This is a genomic window from Idiomarina sp. (genome assembly GCF_048260185.1).
In the GTDB taxonomy this organism is placed as follows: domain Bacteria; phylum Pseudomonadota; class Gammaproteobacteria; order Enterobacterales; family Alteromonadaceae; genus Idiomarina.
Genome location: NZ_JBLXHB010000001.1, coordinates 950,382 through 971,930, shown reverse-complemented (window position 1 = coordinate 971,930; position 21,549 = coordinate 950,382). Strand labels below are relative to the sequence as shown.

The window sequence follows — 21,549 nt, the reverse complement described above, 5'->3', positions numbered from 1 at the left end:
ATACCCGTGTATTTGTATCAGGCTGACAAACAGCACAGATAGAAGACGAAGAAATTATGGCGACGCAAGATTTTTATCAGGTTCTGGGCGTATCGAAAGACGCCAATGAACGTGACATTAAAAAAGCCTACAAACGTATGGCGATGAAGTATCACCCGGACAGAACCGAGGGTGATAAAGATATGGAAATTAAGTTTAAAGAGATTAAGCAGGCGTACGAAGTTCTTTCTGATCCTCAGAAACGCCAGATGTATGATCAATATGGGCATGAAGCTTTCGAACAGGCACGCCAGGGCGGAGCTGGCCATGGTGCAGGCGGATTCGGCGGTGGCGGTGCTGATTTTGCTGATATCTTTGGTGATGTCTTCGGTGATATTTTTGGCGGTGGCAGACGTCAGCAAGCTCGCGCGCAACGCGGTGCAGATTTGCGCTACAACCTTGATATGTCGCTGGAAGAAGCGGTTCGCGGTAAAACTGTTGAGCTCGAAATTCCTACCTTAGTGGAATGTCGAGACTGTAACGGCAGTGGCGCGAAGAAAGGCAGTAAGCCGCAAACCTGTGGTCATTGTCATGGTTCAGGTCAGATTCAGATGCGCCAGGGCTTTTTTGCTGTGCAGCAAACCTGTCCTCAATGCCGTGGTACGGGTACCATTATTAAAGATCCTTGCCGCACATGTCATGGTCATGGCCGTAAAGAAGAGACAAAAACCTTGTCGGTTAAGATCCCGGCTGGCGTTGATACCGGCGATCGCATTCGTTTAGCGAATGAAGGCGAAGCGGGTGAACACGGAGCGCCTGCGGGTGATTTGTATGTTCAGGTTCACGTACGGGAGCATCCTATTTTTGCCCGCGACGGCAATAACTTGTTCTGTGAAGTGCCTGTCAGTTTCACTAAAGCTGCTCTGGGTGGCGACATTGAAGTGCCAACCTTAGATGGCAAAGTAAAACTGAAAGTGCCTAAAGAAACACAAACGGGTAAGCATTTTCGGTTACGTGGTAAAGGCGTTAAGTCAGTCCGCACGGGTGAAGTTGGCGACTTAATTTGCAAAGTGGTAATTGAAACCCCGGTAAATCTGTCATCTAAGCAACGTGACATGTTAGAAGAGCTCGAGGATTCAATGGGTACCGGCGATGAAGCTGCAAAATTCCGACCCAAAGAAAAAGGTTTTTTCGACGGCGTGAAACAATTCTTTGATGACTTACGTAGCTAGATTGTCTATCACTATATAAGTGCATGATAAAAAAGACCGGAGGCAGTCAATGAATTGGAAGACCGTGACGTTAAGTGCCTGCATGTTGGTGGTATTGGCCAGTTGTGCTAAATCTCCGACGGGCCGCTCGCAGTTGCAACTTTATTCAAATAGCGAGTTGAATAAAATGGGGGCTGCCTCCTACGAAGAAATGCGCGAAGAGCAAAAAATTAATGATGATGCTGAGGTCAATGCTTATGTGCGTTGTATCAGCGACGCATTAGTTGAAAACTTGCCGGGAAACTATAGTGAAATGGACTGGCAAGTGACTGTTTTTGCAGAGCCTACAGTCAATGCTTTTGCTTTACCGGGCGGTTATATTGGCGTATACGACGGCTTGATAGAAGTTGCCGAAAATCAACATCAGCTTGCTGCGGTTATTGGGCACGAAATTGGCCACGTTATTGCTGAACACAGTAATGAGCGCATCTCAAGTAATATGATGGTTGGGCTTGGTTTGCAGCTTGGCGGCATTCTCGCCAGTACTCAGCTGGATAACGATAAAGCCGGTTTATTGATGGCCGCGTTAGGTGTAGGAGCCCAGGTTGGTATTCTGCTGCCTTATTCACGTACCCATGAGTCAGAGTCGGATGAACTGGGAATGGAATATATGGCCGACGCCGGGTTCAATCTGGAAGAGGCACCTGAGCTTTGGCGCAATATGCAATCCGCTTCAGACGGCGAATCGCCGCCTGAGCTGTTGTCGACTCACCCGAATCCAAAAACTCGTATTAAAGATCTTGAAGCGCTGATCCCTTCGTTGCAAGAGCGTTATTCTGCGGCTCGTGCCGCCGGAAAAACACCAGCCTGTCAACGGCCTGCTTCGGTCGGCAGTTCAGACAAATAAAGTAACAGAGGGAATGATCCTGTTCCCTCTGCCTTTCAAAAGGTTATAACCTAGTTCAATTTATTCTTTTTGCCCTTATCCTTAAAGTTTTACCCTAGCTCCCATTTTTTATAAAGCGGCTGGGGAATTATGTTTAAAGCGTGGTTTGCAATTCCATTTTGGCAACGTGTTTTAGGTGCCTTTGTATTAGGCATGCTCATAGGTGGACTGGCTCCTGAAGTTGGAGTCGCGCTTAAGCCTCTTGGCGATTTATTTATAAAAGCCATTAAGATGCTGGTCGCGCCGCTTATTTTCTGTGCCATTGTCAGCGCCATTACGGATTTGAATGATGGTACAAAATTAGGCCGTTTGGGCGCTAAAACCATTGGTTTATTCATGCTGACTGCGGTGATTGCCAGTGCTATTGGCCTAACCCTGGCCAGTTTAATTGATATGAGCCCGGCAGCCACGCTGACTGCAACAGAACAAAACGAGAAGCAAATTCCCGGTATAGCCCAGGTTTTCCTCAATTTTGTGCCGAGTAATCCTTTTGCTGCTTTAACCGAAGGTAATGTGCTGCAAATCGTTGTTTTTGCTGCTTTGGTTGGTATTGCTATTCAACGCTTAAAAGACAAGGGCGAGCCTTTGCGCAAGACGATAAAATCAGGCGCCGAAGTCATGTATGAAATTACCCGCATGGTGTTGCAGTTAACGCCTGTTGGTGTGCTTGGTTTAATGTCCTGGGTTATTGGTGAATACGGTTTTAGTACCTTACTGCCTCTGGCGAAGTTTGTTGGCGTTATTTATTTGGCCTGTCTTATCCATATTGTGGTGGTTTACGGCGGGTTAATTCGCACCGCTGGCGGTATGAGCCCCTGGCAGTTCTTCAAAGCGATATTTGACGCACAGATTGTCGCCTTTACCACGTGTAGTTCATTCGGCTCTTTACCGGCAGCGCACCGGGCTGTCACTGAACGTTTGGGTGTCTCGAAGGATTACGCCAGTTTCGTTTTGCCTTTAGGCGCAACCATTAATATGGACGGCTGCGGTGGTATTTACCCGGCAGTTGCTTCTATTTTTATTGCGCAGCTCTACGGAATACCGTTAGAGTGGATGGATTACGGTTTGATCATGCTAACAGCGACGCTGGCTTCGGTGGGAACGGCAGGCGTGCCGGGCACCGCTCTGGTAATGTTAACTGTTACTCTGAATGTTATTGGGTTGCCTTTAGAAGGCATTGCGTTTATCGCTGCTATCGATCGCATTATTGACATGGCCCGAACCCTGACTAATGTGACTGGCGATATGATGGTTTCCAGAGTTGTTGCGCGAAGCGAAAACCTGTTGGACAATCAAACTCATTTAGCGACGGAGTCAAAATAATGATTAATGTGGGCGTATTCGGAGCCTCGGGAAGAATGGGCAGAGCCGTTATTCAGGCTTTGGCGGATGATAACCAAGCTAAGCTGGGTGCAGCCATTGTCAGAAAAAGCAGCAACAGTTACGGCGACAGTGCGACAGAGAACGAGCCCGTTCATTTTATTAGTGCCGATGAGTTGCAGCCCGAGCAGGTTGATGTCCTTATTGATTTTTCTTTGCCTGAAGCACTCACTGAAAACCTGAAGCTTGCTGAACAATATCAATTGCCTATTGTTGTTTGTACGACGGGGTTAAACGAAGAACAGAAAGAACGTCTGGCTCAGGCGGCCGAGACCGTGCCGGTGCTGTATGCCAGTAATACCAGCATTGGCATTGCTTTGCTTGAACAGCTGGTTGGTTTAAGCAGTGCTGCATTACCCAATGCTGATATTGAGATTTTCGAGGCGCATCACCGGCACAAAAAAGATGGCCCGTCCGGAACGGCGCTGAGTTTGGGGCAGGCTGCCGCAAAAGGCCGGCAGCAAAACTGGGAACAGGTTAACGACGGTATCCGCTCTGACGGTCTGCGTAGCGACGATGGCATTGGCTTCTCTGTAATGCGGGCAGCGGATATTATCGGTGAACATCAAGTCACTCTGGCGGTTGCGGGTGAACGCATTGAGATTGGACACCGTGTCAGCAATCGAAAAACTTTTGCCGACGGAGCCTTACGTGCCGCTAAGTGGCTCGACGAACAAGCGCCCGGTTTATATAGCCTGCAGGACACCTTGAATTTGCAGGACATACTGCAACGCATGCTCAAGCAATAAATACCGCTGGACGGTTTTCGTAATATTTCGTAGAATGGCGGGAATTTGCCTGAATCAGTCCGAAGGCCGGCGTGATTTGGCAAAACGCGCGGTTCAGGACGCAAGACGGGGAAGTCAAATTATTGATTTACCCGTTTTTTTATGTACGGAGGTTGCCCTTGAGTATTCTAGCGAGTCAATCCGCTAAACGAGCGATTCTGGTGCTTGCTGACGGGACCGTGTTTCGCGGAACCGCTATCGGAGCCGAAGGCTCTGCAGTCGGCGAAGTGGTCTTCAACACGGCCATGACAGGTTACCAGGAAATTCTTACTGACCCATCTTATACAGAACAAATCGTTACTCTCACTTATCCCCATATAGGCAATACCGGTATTAACTCTGAAGACGCAGAGTCTGATCAGGTTTGGGCGAAAGGACTTATCATTAGAGATTTGGCAATGAAAGCCAGCAATTTCCGTAGTGAGGAAACGCTAAGCGCTTACTTGCAACGTCACAATGTGGTGGGCATTGCAGATATTGATACGCGTCGTTTAACTCGCATTCTGCGCGAGAAAGGTGCGCAAAATGGCTGCATTATGGTTGGCGAGCTGGATGAAAATAAAGCACAGGAACTGGCTCAGAAGTTTCCGGGCTTAAAAGGAATGGACCTTGCGAAAGAAGTTTGCTGCGATAAGCCTTACGACTGGCAGGGCGGCAGCTGGCAGCTTGGCGAAGGCCACACCAAACCAGAGCAGAATAAATACCATGTAGTCGCTTACGACTATGGTTGTAAACACAACATTCTGCGTTTGCTGGCAGACCGAAACTGTAAGATTACAGTCGTACCGGCTCAAACGTCGGCCGAGGATGTACTGGCATTAAAACCCGATGGGGTTTTCCTATCGAATGGTCCGGGCGACCCTGAGCCTTGCGATTACGCGATCACAGCAATCAAAGCCTTATTGGATAAAGACATTCCAATTTTTGGTATTTGCCTTGGTCATCAATTATTGGCTATTGCCAGTGGCGCGCACTCCATGAAAATGAAGTTTGGTCATCACGGCGCTAACCACCCGGTACAAGATTTAAAAACGAAACGGGTGATGATTACCAGTCAGAACCATGGCTTTGCCGTTGATGAAAAGCAGCTGCCGGATAACCTGGAAGTGACTCACGTGTCTTTGTTCGATGGCACATTGCAGGGTATTCGCCGCAAAGATAAGCCGGCCTTTAGTTTTCAGGGGCACCCTGAAGCAAGCCCTGGGCCGCACGATGCCAGTGAACTGTTTGACCAATTTATTGAATTGATGCAGGCCAAAGCCTGATTCGTCGAATGATATTCGATGCCGTCATCCGTAGCGAAAGGACAGATAGAGCGACTTTATGCCAAAACGTACCGACATTAAAAGCATTCTGATTCTGGGTGCAGGCCCTATTGTTATCGGCCAGGCCTGTGAGTTTGATTACTCCGGCGCTCAAGCGTGCAAAGCGCTGCGCGAGGAAGGTTACCGAGTCATTTTGGTAAATTCTAACCCTGCTACCATTATGACTGACCCGGAAATGGCCGATGCAACTTATATCGAGCCAATTCACTGGGAAGTAGTAGAGAAAATTATTGAGCGTGAGCGTCCGGATGCGGTGTTACCGACCATGGGTGGCCAAACCGCTTTGAACTGTGCGCTGGATTTAGACCGCCACGGTGTGCTGGAACGCTACAAGGTTGAAATGATTGGCGCTAATGCCGATGCGATTGATAAAGCGGAAAACCGAGATCGCTTCGATAAGGCAATGAAAGCGATTGGTCTGGAAACACCGAATGCTGAAATGGCTCATAGTCTTGATGAAGCCTTTGATGTGCTTAGCCGATTAGGTTTCCCTTGCATTATTAGACCGTCCTTCACTATGGGCGGCAGTGGCGGTGGTATTGCTTATAACCGCGAAGAATTTGAAGAAATTTGCCGCCGGGGTCTGGACTTGTCGCCAACCAATGAGTTGTTAATTGACGAATCGCTACTGGGCTGGAAAGAGTACGAGATGGAAGTTGTGCGCGATAAAAGCGATAACTGCATCATTGTCTGTACTATTGAAAACTTTGACCCTATGGGTATTCACACCGGTGACTCAATTACGGTTGCGCCTGCCCAGACTTTGACAGACAAAGAATTCCAGCTAATGCGTGATGCGGCAATGGCCGTTCTGCGCGAAATCGGTGTGGAAACTGGTGGTTCAAACGTACAGTTTGGTGTTAATCCGGACACCGGACGTATGGTCATTATCGAGATGAACCCACGGGTTTCGCGTTCATCCGCTTTGGCATCAAAAGCTACAGGCTTCCCAATTGCTAAGGTTGCAGCGAAACTGGCCGTTGGATACACGCTTGATGAACTTGAGAACGAAATAACCGGCGGCAAAACGCCCGCGTCTTTCGAGCCTGCATTAGATTACGTGGTCACAAAAATACCGCGCTTTAACTTTGAAAAATTTGCTAACTGTAATGACCGGCTGACCACACAAATGAAGTCGGTAGGTGAGGTGATGGCTATTGGCCGTAACTTCCAGGAGTCAATGCAAAAAGCATTGCGTGGTCTAGAGCTTGGTGCCTCAGGTTTTGACCCTATTGTGGACTTAGAAGCTAAAGATGCCCGTTCAAAAGTTATCCGTGAATTAAAAGAACCGGGTGCAGAGCGTATTTGGTATATCGCCGACGCTTTCCGCTTAGGTATGACGGTACGCGAAGTCTTTGAACTAACGCGTATAGATGAGTGGTATCTGATTCAAATTGAAGAGCTTGTCGACCTTGAAAAAGAGGTTGATGAACTTGGTTTAGCCGGGCTCACCGCAGACGTGATGACGGTGCTGAAACGTCGTGGTTTTGCTGACTCCCGTATAGCCGATGTTCTGCATGTGAGTGAAGCAGAAGTTCGTAAAAAGCGTTATAAGTATAAAATTCATCCCGTTTACAAACGTGTTGATACCTGTGCGGCTGAATTCGCCTCTGGCACAGCTTATATGTATTCAAGCTACGATGAAGAATGCGAAGCAGCGCCGACGGACAATGACAAAATTATGGTTATTGGTGGCGGACCAAACCGTATAGGGCAGGGCATTGAGTTCGATTATTGCTGTGTGCATGCCTCGCTGGCGCTGCGTGAAGACGGTTATGAAACCATTATGGTGAACTGTAATCCGGAAACCGTATCCACCGATTATGACACTTCAGATCGTCTATACTTTGAGTCTATTACTCTCGAAGATGTCCTTGAAATTGTCCGTATTGAAAAGCCTAAAGGGGTTATTGTTCAATACGGTGGTCAGACTCCGTTGAAGCTGGCGCGTGAGCTTGAGGCTAATGGCGTGCCGATTATCGGTACGTCGCCTGACGCTATTGACCGGGCGGAAGACAGAGCGCGTTTTCAGACCGCCGTACGCCGTCTGGGATTGAAACAACCCGAGAACTCAACAGTTACAGGCTTTAACGAAGCTCTGACGGAAGCTAAGCGTATCGGTTATCCGCTAGTCGTTCGGCCATCCTATGTTCTGGGTGGCAGGGCAATGGAAATTGTCTATGATGAAGCAGATTTGCAACGTTATTTGACAGACGCGGTCAAAGTTTCAAACGATGCGCCGGTACTGCTGGATCGTTTCCTTGATAATGCGATAGAAGTGGACGTTGATGCTATTTGCGATGGTACCGACGTGCTAATTGGCGGCATTATGCAGCATATAGAGGAAGCTGGTGTTCACTCAGGTGACTCTGCGTGTTCATTGCCTCCGTACTCATTGAGTGACATTATTCAGGCTCAATTACGTGAACAAATGCGTAAGTTAGCCTTTGAGTTAAATGTGAACGGCTTGATGAATGCGCAGTTTGCGGTTAAAGATGATGAAATTTATCTAATTGAGGTAAACCCAAGAGCTGCACGAACCGTACCTTTTGTTTCTAAAGCAACGGGTGTGCCGTTAGCCAAAGTGGCAGCACGGGTAATGGTTGGTCAGTCACTGCAAGAGCAGGGCTATGTAAAAGAAATTATTCCACCGTATTACTCGGTGAAAGAAGTGGTTATTCCTTTTGCTAAATTTCAGGGCGTGGATCCGATTCGCGGACCTGAAATGCGTTCAACCGGTGAAGTTATGGGTGTGGGTGAAAGCTTTGAAGAAGCTTATGCGAAAGCCAACCTGGGTGCCGGCGAAGCGTTGGCTAAAAAAGGTAAAGCACTCATTTCTGTAAAAGACAGTGACAAGCAACGCTTGATGGACTTAGCCCGCGGCTTATTGGCATTAGGCTTTAGTTTAGAAGCAACGCGCGGTACAGCCAAAATGCTTGGCGAAGAAGGTATTGATTGCAGTATTGTAAATAAACTGCAAGAAGGCCGTCCAAATATTGTCGATGCGATTAAAAACGGCGAGTATTGCTATATTATAAATACAGTAGAAGGCCGTCAGGCGATTGAAGACTCGGTCTATATTCGCCGCGAAGCACTATTGAATAAAGTTATTTATACCACAACATTGAATGCTGCGTTTGCGACAGTAAAAGCAAATACAGCGGATGATCGGGCTCGGGTGAGCTCGGTACAAGAATTACATAAAAGGGTATCGTTAATATGAACCAGATTCCAATGACGGAACATGGCGCGCAATTATTACGTGATGAGCTTAAACGTTTGAAAACGGTAGAGCGTCCGCGCATCGTTGAAGCTATTGCTGATGCTCGCGAGCATGGCGATTTAAAAGAAAATGCGGAATATCATGCAGCGCGTGAACAGCAAGGTTTTTGCGAAGGCCGTATTCAGGAAATTGAATCCAAGCTTTCCAACGCGCAGATTATTGATGTAACTAAGGTACCAAATAACGGCAAAGTTATTTTTGGCTCCACAGTCACCGTTTACAACACGAAAACGGACGAAGAAGTTACTTATAAAATAGTCGGCGATGATGAAGCGGATATTAAATCAAACTTAATTTCTGTGAATTCACCCATTGCGCGTGCGCTTATTGGTAAAGAAATTGATGATATTGCGACAGTGACGACACCTAACGGTGAAGTTGAATACGAGGTTGTTGCAGTACAATATAAGTAATATCAAAAATGAGTGCATAAAAGGCTGGAAACGTAAGTTTACCAGCCTTTTTCTTTTTATTAGCTTTTCAAATACATTCCTGTTTGTTTTTTATACGATCTATTGTATAGTTTGTTCTTATCTTTTTTTCTAACATTAAATTTACAAGAGAAGATGACAATGGACAAGGAACAGTCACTATCATTTAATACTCTTCAATATACACCTCTTGATGAACTCACTGTCACGGAGTGTTTCGAGCGTTTAAAACTCATCTCACAGAAAGCAACTTATAAAGATGTTTCTGTGTGGTTAGGCCGCAACGCCAACGACTATGCCAACTGGAAACGTAGTAACAAGTTACCTTTTGCCGAAATTATTCGCAAACTATTGCAAGAAAGAATTTCTCTTAACTGGTTTTTCGCTCCGGGTTATACCTTGCATGAACCCAGTTACACTTATACTCAGGGCGACTATGTTAAGAGCAGTGTGGCAGAGGAAGAACGCAAACGGCGAATTGAGTTTTTAAAAGCGCACAAGAAGATCGAGCCGTTATTGAAAGTCTACGGGTTGCAAGATGACGAAAAATGTATGACTTTGATGCTGGATGCGTATTTTTCCACTACCGATAAGTGGATGGAGAAATCGCAGGCATTAGAGTTAGTCGCGAAAGCATTAGCTCTTAAGCCTGCGATTGAAAGAGTTACCCGCGAGGAAGACGAATCTTAGGTTCTTCTGCAGCACGGTATATCACTTGTGTTTTACCGATAATTTGCACTTCAGCGGCACCGGTTTCATGTACAATGGTTGCCATAATTTGCTTTCTGAGCTCGCGGTCTTCTTCCGGAACTTTTATTTTAATCAGTTCATGGTGGTCAAGTGCTTGCTCAACTTCTGCAAGAACACCTTCAGTAAGGCCGTTAGCCCCCAGTAGTACGACGGGTTTAAGCGGATGTGCTAAACCTTTTAAATGCTGTTTTTGCTTATTACTTAATGACATTCGATAATATCCGTTTTAGAGCTTGATTTTTTAACATTGTAACGCCAGATCAGGTATTCAGGCCAGACAATTAAGGAAACTTCGTTAAATCATGGGAAAAAAACGCAGTGTGAGTAGTCAGCGCTGGCTGAAAGAACATTTTGACGATCAGTTTGTCCAAAAAGCACAGAAGAAGGGATTACGCTCCCGCGCTGTTTTTAAATTGGAAGAAATACAAAAACGGGACAAACTGATCAAAAAAGGTCAAACCGTCGTTGATCTAGGAGCGGCTCCGGGTGGGTGGTCACAATACGTTGCCGACTACTTTAATGGTGACGGTCAGATTATTGCTTGTGATATTTTAGCGATGGACCCAATCGCCGGAGTCGATTTTCTTCAGGGCGATTTTCGTGAAGAATCGGTACTGGACGCTTTATTGGAACGTATCGGTGGTAAGAATGTTGATGTGGTGCTGTCTGATATGGCACCTAATATGAGTGGTAATGGTACGGTGGACCAGGCACGCTCTATGTATTTGGTAGAGTTGGCGCTGGACATGTGCCATCAGGTTTTGAAACCCGGCGGGAGTTTTGCCGTCAAAGTGTTTCAGGGGCAAGGTTTTGAATCTTTCCTGAAAGATGTACGAGCAGCGTTTAACGATGTGAAAACGAGAAAACCAGAGTCCTCGAGAGCACGTTCGAGAGAGGTCTACTTGGTAGCGACAGACTATAAACTGTAGTACCCTGTTGGGTAGTTGATTTTTAATAGAGGTAATAGGCTTTGAGCGATATGGCAAAGAATCTCATCTTGTGGCTTGTAATAGCCGTCGTACTGATGAGCGTTTTTCAGAGCTTCAGTCCGAGCGGAACGTCATCATCAACCATGGTATACAGCGAATTTGTATCTCAGGTTAATAATGGCAATATTCGTCGTGCTGAATTTGGTGATGATGGACGCACTATTTCAGGTATGACTCGCAATGGTCAGTCTTATAAAACCGTTGTACCAACTCAATATGATCCAAAAATTCTGGATGATTTGTTGGCAAACGATGTAGAAACACAAGGTACTCCGCCGGAAGAGCAGAGTATTCTGGCATCTATCTTTATTTCGTGGTTCCCAATGCTGTTGTTAATTGGTGTATGGATATTCTTCATGCGTCAGATGCAGGGCGGTGGCGGCCGTGGGGCCATGTCGTTTGGTAAAAGCAAAGCCAAGCTGATGAATGAAGAGCAATCAAAAACAACGTTCAAAGACGTTGCGGGTTGTGATGAGGCCAAAGAAGAAGTCTCAGAGCTTGTTGATTATCTGAAAGACCCCTCTAAGTTTCAGCGTCTGGGCGGCAAAATACCGAAAGGCGTTCTTATGGTCGGCCCTCCGGGTACGGGTAAAACCTTGCTGGCAAAAGCTATTTCTGGCGAAGCAAAAGTACCCTTCTTCAGTATTTCCGGTTCAGACTTCGTTGAGATGTTTGTGGGTGTTGGTGCTTCCCGTGTTCGTGACATGTTCGAACAAGCGAAAAAATCTGCGCCATGCATTATCTTTATTGATGAGCTTGATGCCGTGGGTCGTCAACGTGGTGCCGGACTCGGTGGTGGCCACGATGAACGTGAGCAGACATTGAACCAAATGCTGGTTGAAATGGATGGTTTTGAAGGTAATGAAGGCATTATCGTTATTGCCGCGACTAACCGTCCCGATGTATTAGACCCCGCATTATTGCGTCCGGGCCGCTTTGACCGTCAGGTTATCGTTGGTTTACCAGATGTTCGTGGTCGTGAGCAGATTCTTAAAGTGCACATGCGTAAAGTACCATTGGGTGATGACGTTAAACCGTCAGTGATTGCTCGTGGTACACCTGGCTTTTCTGGTGCGGACTTAGCGAACTTAGTTAACGAAGCTGCGCTATTTGCTGCCCGGGGCGACAAGCGCGTCGTTTCAATGGAAGAATTCGATAAAGCAAAAGACAAGATCATGATGGGTGCAGAGCGCCGCTCAATGGTTATGACGGATGATGAAAAAGCGATGACCGCTTACCACGAAGCCGGCCACGCCATTGTTGGTCGTCTGGTACCAGAACATGATCCAGTCTACAAAGTATCGATTATTCCACGAGGCCGCGCACTGGGTGTGACCATGTATCTGCCAGAGCAGGATCGTGTCAGCCACAGTAAGCAGCACCTTGAAAGTATGATTTCAAGCTTGTTCGGCGGACGTCTCGCAGAAGCCATTATTTACGGTAACGATAAAGTGACCACCGGTGCTTCTAACGATATTGAACGTGCAACTGAAATTGCTCGTAAAATGGTTACCCAGTGGGGGCTTTCAGAAAAAATGGGGCCTTTGCTGTACGCCGAAGATGAAAATGAAGTATTCCTCGGACGCTCGGTAACTCAGCACAAGCACATGTCAGATGACACGGCGCGTGCTATTGACGAAGAAGTTAAGTCAGTTATCGACCGTAATTATCAGCGAGCGAAAAAGCTGCTGGAAGAAAACGAAGATATTTTGCATGCAATGAAGGATGCATTAGTTCGCTATGAAACTATTGATGCCGACCAAATTGATGATTTGATGAACCGTCGTGATGTTCGTCAACCAAAAGACTGGGATGACAGAGACAGTGGTGGTAACGATTCTGACGGTGGGGCTGCTAAGGCAGATAACACCGAAGAACGTCCGGATCGCCCCATTAATGTTGATAAACCCGGGGATGCAACTTCTTAACGTTGATTCTTTTAAAAAGCCACCGAGAGGTGGCTTTTTTGTAGGACACAGTTATTAGCGGAGCTAAGCCATGCCGAAAAATCCAAAGCCGTTGCGAGTGATGGGAATTGTTAATGTCACGCCGGACTCATTTTCAGATGGAGGCGAGTACAACCGTCTAAATGATGCAATAGACCATGTTGCACAGCTGATCAAAGACGGCGCTGACATAGTGGACATTGGAGGGGAATCAACCCGCCCAGGTGCTTATTCGGTTGCAGAACAGGAAGAACTGGACAGAGTTGTTCCTTTGGTAAAGGCGGTAAGAGACCGTTTTGATGTTGCTATTTCGGTGGATACCACCAAGCCCAAAGTAATGACCAAGTCGATAGAAGTCGGCGCTAATATCATTAATGATGTGAATGCTTTGCGTGAGGAAGGAGCTTTGGATGCCCTCGCTGGGACAGACGCAGAAGTGTGTCTGATGCACATGCAGGGTGAACCCCGTAGTATGCAGCACAACCCTAATTACGATGATGTTGTTTGCGATGTTAAGGCTTTTTTACAAGAGCGTGTTATAGCGTGTGAAAAAGCGGGTATACGACGCGAGAGGATTTGGTTGGATCCAGGCTTTGGTTTTGGCAAGTCGCAGCGACATAACTATCAGTTATTGCAACGTTTGCAGGCGTTTCACGAATTGCAGTTGCCGTTGTTGGTAGGAATGTCACGAAAAAGCATGATAGGTCATGTTACCGGACGTGAAGTAAAAGACCGCTTAGCAGGCAGTTTAGCGGCTGCAACCATTGCAGCTATGAAAGGAGCACGTATAATTCGCGTTCATGATGTTAAGGAGACAGTTGATGCGATGAAAGTGGTTGCAGCAACTATAGAAGGAGAACACCTTTGAGTGAGCGTAAATATTTCGGCACCGATGGCGTGCGCGGACGTGTCGGGCAATTCCCGATAACCCCTGAATTTGCCGTAAAGCTTGGCTGGGCAGCAGGGCGTGTACTAGCCGCTAAGGGGACCAGTCGCGTATTAGTGGGCAAAGACACCCGGGTTTCTGGTTATATGCTTGAGTCAGCACTAGAGGCTGGTTTAGCCGCTGCTGGTGTTGGCGTGGACTTCTTAGGTCCTATGCCCACTCCCGGAATTGCTTATCTTACACGCACGTTCAGAGCCGCTGCCGGAATCGTGATCAGCGCCTCTCATAACCCATATTATGATAATGGTATTAAGTTTTTTGCTGATAACGGACACAAGCTTCCAGATGCGGTTGAGCTAGAAATTGAGCGCTTGCTGGACGAGCCTATGGACTGCGTTATTTCTGAAGAGTTAGGGCGGGCAAAACGCATTAATGATGCTGCCGGTCGCTATATTGAGTTTTGCAAAAGCGTATTCCCCAACGAAATGACTCTGGAAGGGCTTCACATCGTAGTTGACTGCGCTCATGGCGCTACCTACCACATTGCGCCTAATGTGCTTCGCGAACTTGGTGCTGAAGTGACCGAAATAGGCACGCAGCCCAATGGCCTCAATATTAATAAAGAGTGCGGTGCAACGCATTTAACGGCATTGCAGAATAAAGTGCTGGAAACCAAAGCCGACCTTGGTATAGCGCTTGATGGCGACGGTGACCGCATCATGATGGTGACTGAAAACGGGCGCCCCATTGATGGTGACGAAATTCTTTATATGCTTGCTGTTACTGCGCAGAATCAGGGGCAGCTTCAGGGCGGGGTTGTTGGTACCTTGATGACCAACTTTGCTTTGGAGAAAGAGCTGGACAAACGGCGTATTCCATTCGTTCGGGCGAAAGTCGGCGACCGTTATGTTATTGAGGAACTGGTTAAACGTGACTGGTATCTGGGTGGAGAGAACTCCGGGCATGTTATAAACCGTCAGCATCACACTACTGGAGATGGTATTATAGCTGGCCTGCAGGTGTTGGCAGCTATGTATCAGGAACAAAAGTCTCTGGAGAAACTGAGCTGCGACTTTCATAAACTGCCGCAAGTACTTATTAATGTTCGGTTCGAGAGCGATAAACAGCCGCTGGAATCTGCAAATGTGAAAAGTGTTGTTCGCGAAGTGGAAGCTGCTCTTGCTGGTAGTGGTCGGGTCTTATTACGTAAGTCTGGTACTGAGCCTTTAATTCGCGTAATGGTCGAGGGCGAGAACGAAGCTAAGGTAAAAGCCTTTGCTCAGCAAATTGCGAACGAGGTCGAAGCGGCTACAAATTAAACAGTTAGCGGGTGGTGGTGAAAATCTCGCTTGTAAGTTGGTGAGTGTTTCGCTACTATTCCCGCGCTCTGGAGTAGAGGACAAACTATGCCTAATGCATCACTAGTGATTGCAAATTGGAAAATGAACGGAAATCGCGAGCTAACGAAAACAATGTCGGCGGCTTTGCGGGAAAAACTTAATCAGCTTCAGCAAGTTAAGTTAGTCATTTGTCCTCCGTTCACCCTTATTGGCGAGCTGGCTAATCAATGTTATTACGATGACATTGCCATTGGTGCTCAGAATGTATCTGAACACACTGGTGGCGCCTTTACCGGCGAAATCTCAACCGCACAGCTGCAAGAGTTTGGTGTTAGCTACGTGCTAGTGGGACATTCAGAACGTCGGCAGCTGTTCGCAGAAACCGACAAAACGGTGAATGAGAAAACCTTAACTACGGTTAATGCCGGTATGACAGCGGTAATTTGTGTTGGTGAGAATAAAGCACAACGCGATGAGGGAAACACCTGGGAAGTTGTAGCAGAGCAAGCGAAAGCGGCTTTAGCTGACCTTCCTAAAGAGCAAGCCGGTAAAATTGTTTTGGCCTATGAGCCAGTTTGGGCAATTGGTACCGGAGAAACGGCTTCACCAGAACAAGCACAGGACGTTCATGCAAAATTAAGAACGTTACTGGTAGAGCAATTTGGCGCGATTGGTGAGAAAATGCCGTTATTGTACGGCGGCTCAGTTAAAGCTGACAACGCTGCCGAATTATTTGCGCAAAAAGACATTGATGGCGGCCTGATAGGTGGCGCAAGTTTGAAAGAATCAGACTTTGTTGCTATTTGCCAAGCTGCTCAAGGGTAAAATTATGTACGAAATTTTGATGATCGCATTTCTCGTTGTCGCTTTGGTCTTAATTGGCTTTATTATGCTGCAACAAGGCAAAGGCGCAGACATGGGCGCATCTTTTGGTTCCGGCGCATCGAACACTGTTTTTGGTTCATCAGGTTCAGGTAACTTCCTGACCCGCGCAACAGCCGGGTTGGCGGTAGTATTTTTCATTCTGAGCCTGGTATTAGGTAACTTATCGACCTCTACTGATGAGTCGTCAAATGACTTTTCAGACCTTTCAGTTCCGGCTGAAGAGCAAGAGTTACCTCCAGCGGATGATAAGTCAGAGTCTGAATCTGACGTGCCGCCAATTGACTAAGATTTTGCAGAAGTGGTGGAATTGGTAGACACGCTACCTTGAGGGGGTAGTGCTCTTACGGGCGTGCGGGTTCAAGTCCCGCCTTCTGCACCAAAATTAGCTCTCTGATTGTTGCCTCAGAGGTTGAAAATAAACGAAAAATACGTATAATGTGCAACAAGTTTCGGACGCGGGGTGGAGCAGTCTGGTAGCTCGTCGGGCTCATAACCCGAAGGTCGTAGGTTCAAATCCTGCCCCCGCAACCAATTTTAGTAGCAGCGTTTCGCATTAGGGCGTCGCTTTTGCTAAAATAACTGACAAAGGGTCCAGTGTTCAGAAAGCCCCGCAGCAGCTCGGGGCTTTTTGCTATGCGGCCTTAGCTATCTTAGGATAGCCAGAACACTGGGCGCTTGCGCCCTTTTTTTGTTTCAGGAGGCAGTAATTGGCAAATTTGCAAGAACGGTTAACCGATATAATTCGCCCAGCGGTAGAAGCGCTGGACTTTGAATTGTGGGGCGTAGAATTTATTCGCGCCGGTAAGTTTTCAACATTACGGGTATATATCGATCATCCGGAAGGTATCAGTGTGGATAACTGTGCAGACGTGAGTTATCAGGTCAGTTCACTGCTGGATGTTGAAGACCCTATTAATGTTGAATACAACCTGGAAGTATCCTCTCCGGGGATGGAAAGACCGTTTTTTAATGCCGAACAAATGCAGCCTTATATAAATGAAACCGTTGCTTTTGAGTTAGTAGCGGCGCAAAAAAACAAAAGAAAATTTAAGGCAGAATTGATTGCGGTTGAGGGTGAAGAACTGACCCTTGCCGTTGATAACGATACTCTTCAGGTGAATATGCGTGATGTGAAAAACGCTCACCTGGTTCCGGCATTTGATTAAAAGATTGCGTTGGCGAGGCAGCACTCATGAGTAAAGAAATACTGTTAGTCGCAGAAGCGGTTTCAAACGAAAAAGCAGTACCACGCGAAAAAATATTTGAAGCGTTAGAGTCGGCATTGGCTCATGCGACCAAAAAGAAGTACGACGGCGATATTGAAGTTCGCATTGATATCGATCGCACCACTGGCGAATTTGATACCTTCCGTCGTTGGTTAGTCGTTGAAGACACGGATTCAGGGTTAGAACATCCGTACCGTGAAATTAGCTTGTCAGCAGCGCAATACGAAGATTCATCGGTACAGGCCGGTGACTACGTAGAAGAGCAAATCGATTCGATACAGTTTGACCGTATTACGACCCAGACTGCAAAACAAGTTATTGTACAAAAAGTACGTGAAGCCGAACGAGCTCAGGTTGTTGATGAATACCGTGAGCAAGTGGGTGAAATGGTCAGCGGTATTGTGAAGCGCGCGAATCGGGAACACGTTATTCTGGATTTAGGTAATAACGCAGAAGCGATTATTTATCGCGACGAAATGTTACCACGTGAGTCAGTGCGTCCAGGTGACCGCATTCGCGGTTTGCTTTATGACGTTCGTCCAGAAGCTCGTGGAGCACAGTTATTTGTAAGCAGAACCAATCCTAACTTCTTGTTGGAATTGTTCCGTATCGAAGTGCCTGAAATAGGCGAAGAGATGATTGAGCTACGCGGTGCTGCCCGAGATCCGGGATCGCGTGCTAAAATTGCGGTTAAGAGTAATGATAAGCGTATAGACCCTGTTGGGGCTTGCGTTGGTATGCGCGGTGCACGAGTTCAGGCGGTATCCGGTGAGCTTGGTGGCGAGCGCGTAGACATTGTGCTGTGGGATGATAACCCGGCACAGTACGTCATTAACGCGATGGCACCTGCTGAAGTAGCGTCTATAGTTGTGGATGAAGATGCACACACTATGGATATTGCGGTTGCGGCAGATAATCTGGCTCAAGCTATTGGTAAAGGTGGACAGAACGTTCGTCTGGCTAGCCAGCTAACTGGCTGGACGCTGAATGTTATGACCGAAGACGAGTTCAACGAAAAAAATGAAGCTGAAACTCAGCGTCTATTGAACTTGTTCGTATCGACTTTAGATATCGATGAAGATTTTGCCAATGTACTGGTTGATGAAGGCTTTTCTTCACTTGAAGAAGTGGCTTATGTCCCGGTGGCAGAATTCCTTGATATCGAAGGAATGGACGAAGATATCGTAGAAGAATTGCGTAGCAGAGCACGTGCTTATTTAACCACGAAAGCTTTGGCTACCGAAGAATCTCTGGAATCGGCTGAACCAGATGACACACTGTTAAACCTTGAAGGAATGGAGCGTCACCTGGCTTACGTATTAGCCAGCAAAGGCGTGACAACTCTGGAGGAGTTAGCGGAACAGGGTGTTGACGACTTAGCCGATATTGAAGAATTAAATGAACAGCAGGCTGGCGATTTAATTATGAAAGCTCGCAATATTTGCTGGTTCAATGAAGAACAGTAGAACGATCAGCGGAGGTACAACAGACTATGGAAGAAGTAACGCTCGATAAGCTGGCCACAGATGTCGGTACAACAGTTGATCGTCTGGTTCAGCAGTTCGCTGAAGCGGGCATGACCAAGAAAGCGGGTGATTCTGTTAACGAAGAAGAGAAACAGAAATTACTGGCTCACTTGAATCGTCAGCACGGCGGTGGCGGCAGCTCTGAACCCAGCAAAATGACTTTAAAGCGCAAAACAAAAAGTACGTTAAGCGTTGGTGGCGGAAGAGACTCTAAATCCGTTCAGGTAGAAGTGCGTAAAAAGCGTACTTACGTGAAACGTTCAGCAAGCGAAGAGCAGGAACGTGAAGAACAAGAACGCTTAGCGCAAGAGAAAGAAGCGGAAGAAGCGAAGCTTCGCGAAGAAGAAAAGCAGCGCGAAGAAGAGCAGCAGCGTAAAGAAGCGGAAGCCAAGGCTAAAGCAGAACGCGAAAAAGCTGAGAAAGAAAAAGCTGAAAAAGAAAAGCTGCGCAAAGAAAAAGAGAAAGAGCGTCAAAAAGCAGAAGCTGAAAAACGTGCAGCAATGACACCTGAAGAACGTGAAGCAGCAGACAAAGCGAAAGCAGAGGCTGAAAAACTGAAGCGTCAGCAGGAAGAAGAAGCACGTAAAAAAGCGGAAAAAGAAGCGGAAGCTCAAGCGGAAGAAGCTCGTAAACTAGCGGAAGAGAACGCAAAACGCTGGGAAGAAGAAGAGCAGAAACGTAAACAGCAAGAGCAGGAAGACGTGCACTTTACAACGTCATCTACTGCTCAAGAAGCTGAAGACGCACAAGATTTTGACGAAGAGCGTAAAAGCCGCAAACGCGGTAAAAAACGTCGTCGTAAAGATGAAGAAAGCGATGATACCCCACGCCGCGAGAAGCGTCGTAAAGGTGCTCGTCGCGGCTCGTCGCTGCAACAGGGCTTTAATAAACCAGCTCAGCCAGTTGAACGTGATGTAAAAATTGGTGAGACCATTACCGTTGGTGAACTTGCTAACCGTATGGCGGTTAAAGCCAGTGACCTTATCAAGACCATGATGAAAATGGGCGAAATGGTCACCATTAACCAGATTCTTGACCAAGACACAGCCGCTTTAGTGGTTGAAGAGCTGGGTCATAAACCTGCGTTGGTGAAAGACAATGCGCTGGAAGAAGAAGTGCTTTCTGACCGTCAGGAAGGCGGAGAAGAGGCACCTCGTGCACCAGTCGTTACTGTTATGGGTCACGTTGACCATGGTAAGACATCGTTGCTGGATTACATTCGTAAAGCCAAAGTTGCATCAGGCGAAGCGGGTGGTATTACTCAGCATATTGGTGCATACCATGTTGAAACGGGTCATGGCATGGTGACTTTCCTGGATACTCCAGGACACGCCGCCTTTACTTCTATGCGTGCACGTGGTGCGGGCGCGACAGACGTTGTTATCCTGGTAGTTGCTGCGGATGATGGTGTTATGCCGCAAACTAAAGAAGCGGTTCAGCACGCAAAAGCTGCTGGCGTTCCTCTGGTTGTTGCTATCAACAAAATGGATAAAGAAGGCGCTGATCCAGACCGTGTGAAGAACGAGTTGTCTCAGTTGGAAGTTATTCCTGAAGACTGGGGTGGCGATGTGCAGTTCATTCCATTGTCAGCGCACACAGGTGAAGGCATTGATGAGCTGTTAGAAGCTATTTTGCTGCAATCCGAAGTATTGGATTTACGTGCAGAGAAAACCGGTATGGCTTCAGGTATTGTGGTTGAATCACGCCTGGACCGTGGTCGTGGCCCGGTAGCAACGGTATTGGTTCAGCGCGGTCTGCTGAAGCAGGGTGACGTTGTACTCTGTGGTCTTGAATACGGTCGTATTCGTGCAATGCGTGATGAAACCGGTAAAGAAATTAAAGAAGCGGGCCCATCTATTCCTGTAGAAATACTGGGTCTGTCCGGTGTTCCTCAGGCAGGCGACGAAGCAACGGTTGTCAGAGACGAGCGTAAAGCGCGTGAAGTAGCTAACTACCGTCAGGGTAAATACCGTGATGTGAAATTAGCCAAGCAACAAAAAGCGAAACTGGAAAACATGTTTGCGGACATGGCCGAAGGCGATGTTGCTGAGCTTAATATCGTCCTTAAATCTGATGTACAAGGGTCACTGGAAGCGATTTCTGATGCCTTAACCAAACTGTCAACTGATGAAGTGAAAGTGAACATCATCGGTAGCGGCGTTGGTGGTATCACCGAAACCGATATTTCTCTGGCCAGTGCCTCAAATGCCATTGTTGTTGGTTTTAACGTTCGTGCTGAAGCTGCAGCCAGAAAACTGGTTGAACAGGAAAGTGTCGACTTACGCTATTACAGCGTTATTTACGACTTAATTGACGAAGTTAAAGCGGCAATGAGCGGTATGCTGCAGCCTGAGTTTAAACAGCAGATTATTGGTTTAGCCGAAGTTCGTGATGTCTTTAAATCACCTAAGATTGGTGCCATTGCTGGTTGTATGGTAACTGAAGGTGTGGTGAAGCGTTCTGCTCCAATTCGCGTATTGCGTGATAACGTTGTTATCTACGAAGGCGAACTAGAATCTTTACGTCGCTTTAAAGACGACGTTCAGGAAGTTCGTAACGGCATGGAATGTGGTATCGGTGTTAAGAACTATAACGATGTCAAAGAAGGCGACCAAATTGAAGTCTTCGAAACCATTCAGATTGAACGTACGCTGTAAT

Annotated in this window: 18 protein-coding genes and 2 tRNA genes; 19 read left to right on the top strand and 1 reads right to left on the bottom strand. The window is 47.0% G+C overall.

The window, feature by feature from the left end:
• The first annotated feature begins 56 nt into the window (after positions 1-56).
• The 8 genes from dnaJ (at position 57) to ACN0RF_RS04785 (ending at position 10,033) form a co-directional block, all read left to right on the top strand.
• Positions 57-1,211 (top strand): molecular chaperone DnaJ, encoded by a 1,155-nt coding sequence (gene dnaJ, locus ACN0RF_RS04820; RefSeq protein ID WP_034820113.1) that lies wholly within the window; start codon positions 57-59, stop codon positions 1,209-1,211.
• Between the two features lie 49 nt (positions 1,212-1,260).
• Positions 1,261-2,097 carry a M48 family metallopeptidase gene (locus tag ACN0RF_RS04815; protein WP_417438224.1) on the top strand — a complete coding sequence of 279 codons (837 nt, stop codon included), beginning with the start codon at positions 1,261-1,263 and terminating at the stop codon, positions 2,095-2,097.
• Between the two features lie 129 nt (positions 2,098-2,226).
• Positions 2,227-3,459, top strand: a complete 1,233-nt coding sequence (locus tag ACN0RF_RS04810; RefSeq protein WP_417438223.1) for a dicarboxylate/amino acid:cation symporter — start codon at positions 2,227-2,229, stop codon at positions 3,457-3,459.
• A complete protein-coding gene (gene dapB / locus ACN0RF_RS04805) occupies positions 3,459-4,265 on the top strand; it encodes a 4-hydroxy-tetrahydrodipicolinate reductase (protein ID WP_110012624.1) in 807 nt (268 codons plus the stop codon). The genes ACN0RF_RS04810 and dapB overlap by 1 nt, the downstream gene beginning before the upstream one ends.
• Before the next feature lie 158 nt (positions 4,266-4,423).
• Entirely contained in the window at positions 4,424-5,569 is a 1,146-nt protein-coding gene (carA, locus tag ACN0RF_RS04800; RefSeq protein WP_034820125.1) for a glutamine-hydrolyzing carbamoyl-phosphate synthase small subunit, read from the top strand.
• A gap of 58 nt (positions 5,570-5,627) precedes the next feature.
• Positions 5,628-8,852, top strand: a complete 3,225-nt coding sequence (gene carB, locus ACN0RF_RS04795) for a carbamoyl-phosphate synthase large subunit (protein ID WP_110012623.1) — start codon at positions 5,628-5,630, stop codon at positions 8,850-8,852.
• Positions 8,849-9,325: a transcription elongation factor GreA gene (gene greA, locus ACN0RF_RS04790; protein WP_011234230.1), complete on the top strand. Its 477-nt coding sequence runs from the start codon at positions 8,849-8,851 to the stop codon at positions 9,323-9,325. Before carB ends, greA begins: the two co-directional genes overlap by 4 nt.
• 159 nt (positions 9,326-9,484) lie before the next feature.
• A complete protein-coding gene (locus ACN0RF_RS04785) occupies positions 9,485-10,033 on the top strand; it encodes a hypothetical protein (RefSeq protein ID WP_417438222.1) in 549 nt (182 codons plus the stop codon).
• On the opposite strand, the gene yhbY is transcribed toward ACN0RF_RS04785, so the two are convergent.
• Positions 10,008-10,304 (bottom strand): ribosome assembly RNA-binding protein YhbY, encoded by a 297-nt coding sequence (yhbY, locus tag ACN0RF_RS04780; protein WP_253619687.1) that lies wholly within the window; start codon positions 10,302-10,304, stop codon positions 10,008-10,010. The genes ACN0RF_RS04785 and yhbY overlap by 26 nt on opposite strands.
• A 91-nt stretch (positions 10,305-10,395) precedes the next feature.
• Here yhbY and rlmE point away from each other — a divergent pair, with 91 nt between their 5' ends.
• The 11 genes from rlmE to infB all read left to right on the top strand — a co-directional run bounded on the left by rlmE (position 10,396) and on the right by infB (position 21,548).
• Positions 10,396-11,022, top strand: coding sequence for a 23S rRNA (uridine(2552)-2'-O)-methyltransferase RlmE (gene rlmE, locus ACN0RF_RS04775; RefSeq protein ID WP_417438221.1), 627 nt, complete (start codon positions 10,396-10,398; stop codon positions 11,020-11,022).
• A 41-nt stretch (positions 11,023-11,063) separates the two neighbouring features.
• On the top strand, positions 11,064-13,010 hold the full coding sequence (gene ftsH / locus ACN0RF_RS04770) for an ATP-dependent zinc metalloprotease FtsH (RefSeq protein WP_417438220.1): 1,947 nt from the start codon (positions 11,064-11,066) through the stop codon (positions 13,008-13,010).
• A gap of 70 nt (positions 13,011-13,080) precedes the next feature.
• Positions 13,081-13,896 (top strand): dihydropteroate synthase, encoded by an 816-nt coding sequence (folP, locus tag ACN0RF_RS04765; protein WP_417438219.1) that lies wholly within the window; start codon positions 13,081-13,083, stop codon positions 13,894-13,896.
• Positions 13,893-15,233, top strand: a complete 1,341-nt coding sequence (gene glmM, locus ACN0RF_RS04760; protein WP_110012621.1) for a phosphoglucosamine mutase — start codon at positions 13,893-13,895, stop codon at positions 15,231-15,233. The genes folP and glmM overlap by 4 nt, the downstream gene beginning before the upstream one ends.
• 87 nt (positions 15,234-15,320) lie before the next feature.
• Positions 15,321-16,079: a triose-phosphate isomerase gene (gene tpiA / locus ACN0RF_RS04755; RefSeq protein WP_417438218.1), complete on the top strand. Its 759-nt coding sequence runs from the start codon at positions 15,321-15,323 to the stop codon at positions 16,077-16,079.
• Between the two features lie 4 nt (positions 16,080-16,083).
• Entirely contained in the window at positions 16,084-16,425 is a 342-nt protein-coding gene (gene secG, locus ACN0RF_RS04750) for a preprotein translocase subunit SecG (protein ID WP_034820144.1), read from the top strand.
• Between the two features lie 6 nt (positions 16,426-16,431).
• Positions 16,432-16,518 (top strand) — tRNA-Leu (locus ACN0RF_RS04745).
• A gap of 75 nt (positions 16,519-16,593) precedes the next feature.
• A tRNA-Met gene (locus ACN0RF_RS04740) sits at positions 16,594-16,670 on the top strand.
• A 176-nt stretch (positions 16,671-16,846) separates the two neighbouring features.
• Positions 16,847-17,305 (top strand): ribosome maturation factor RimP, encoded by a 459-nt coding sequence (gene rimP / locus ACN0RF_RS04735; RefSeq protein ID WP_417438217.1) that lies wholly within the window; start codon positions 16,847-16,849, stop codon positions 17,303-17,305.
• 26 nt (positions 17,306-17,331) lie between these two features.
• Positions 17,332-18,831, top strand: coding sequence for a transcription termination factor NusA (gene nusA, locus ACN0RF_RS04730; protein WP_417438216.1), 1,500 nt, complete (start codon positions 17,332-17,334; stop codon positions 18,829-18,831).
• A gap of 26 nt (positions 18,832-18,857) precedes the next feature.
• Positions 18,858-21,548: a translation initiation factor IF-2 gene (gene infB, locus ACN0RF_RS04725; RefSeq protein ID WP_417438215.1), complete on the top strand. Its 2,691-nt coding sequence runs from the start codon at positions 18,858-18,860 to the stop codon at positions 21,546-21,548.
• Position 21,549: the final 1 nt, after the last annotated feature.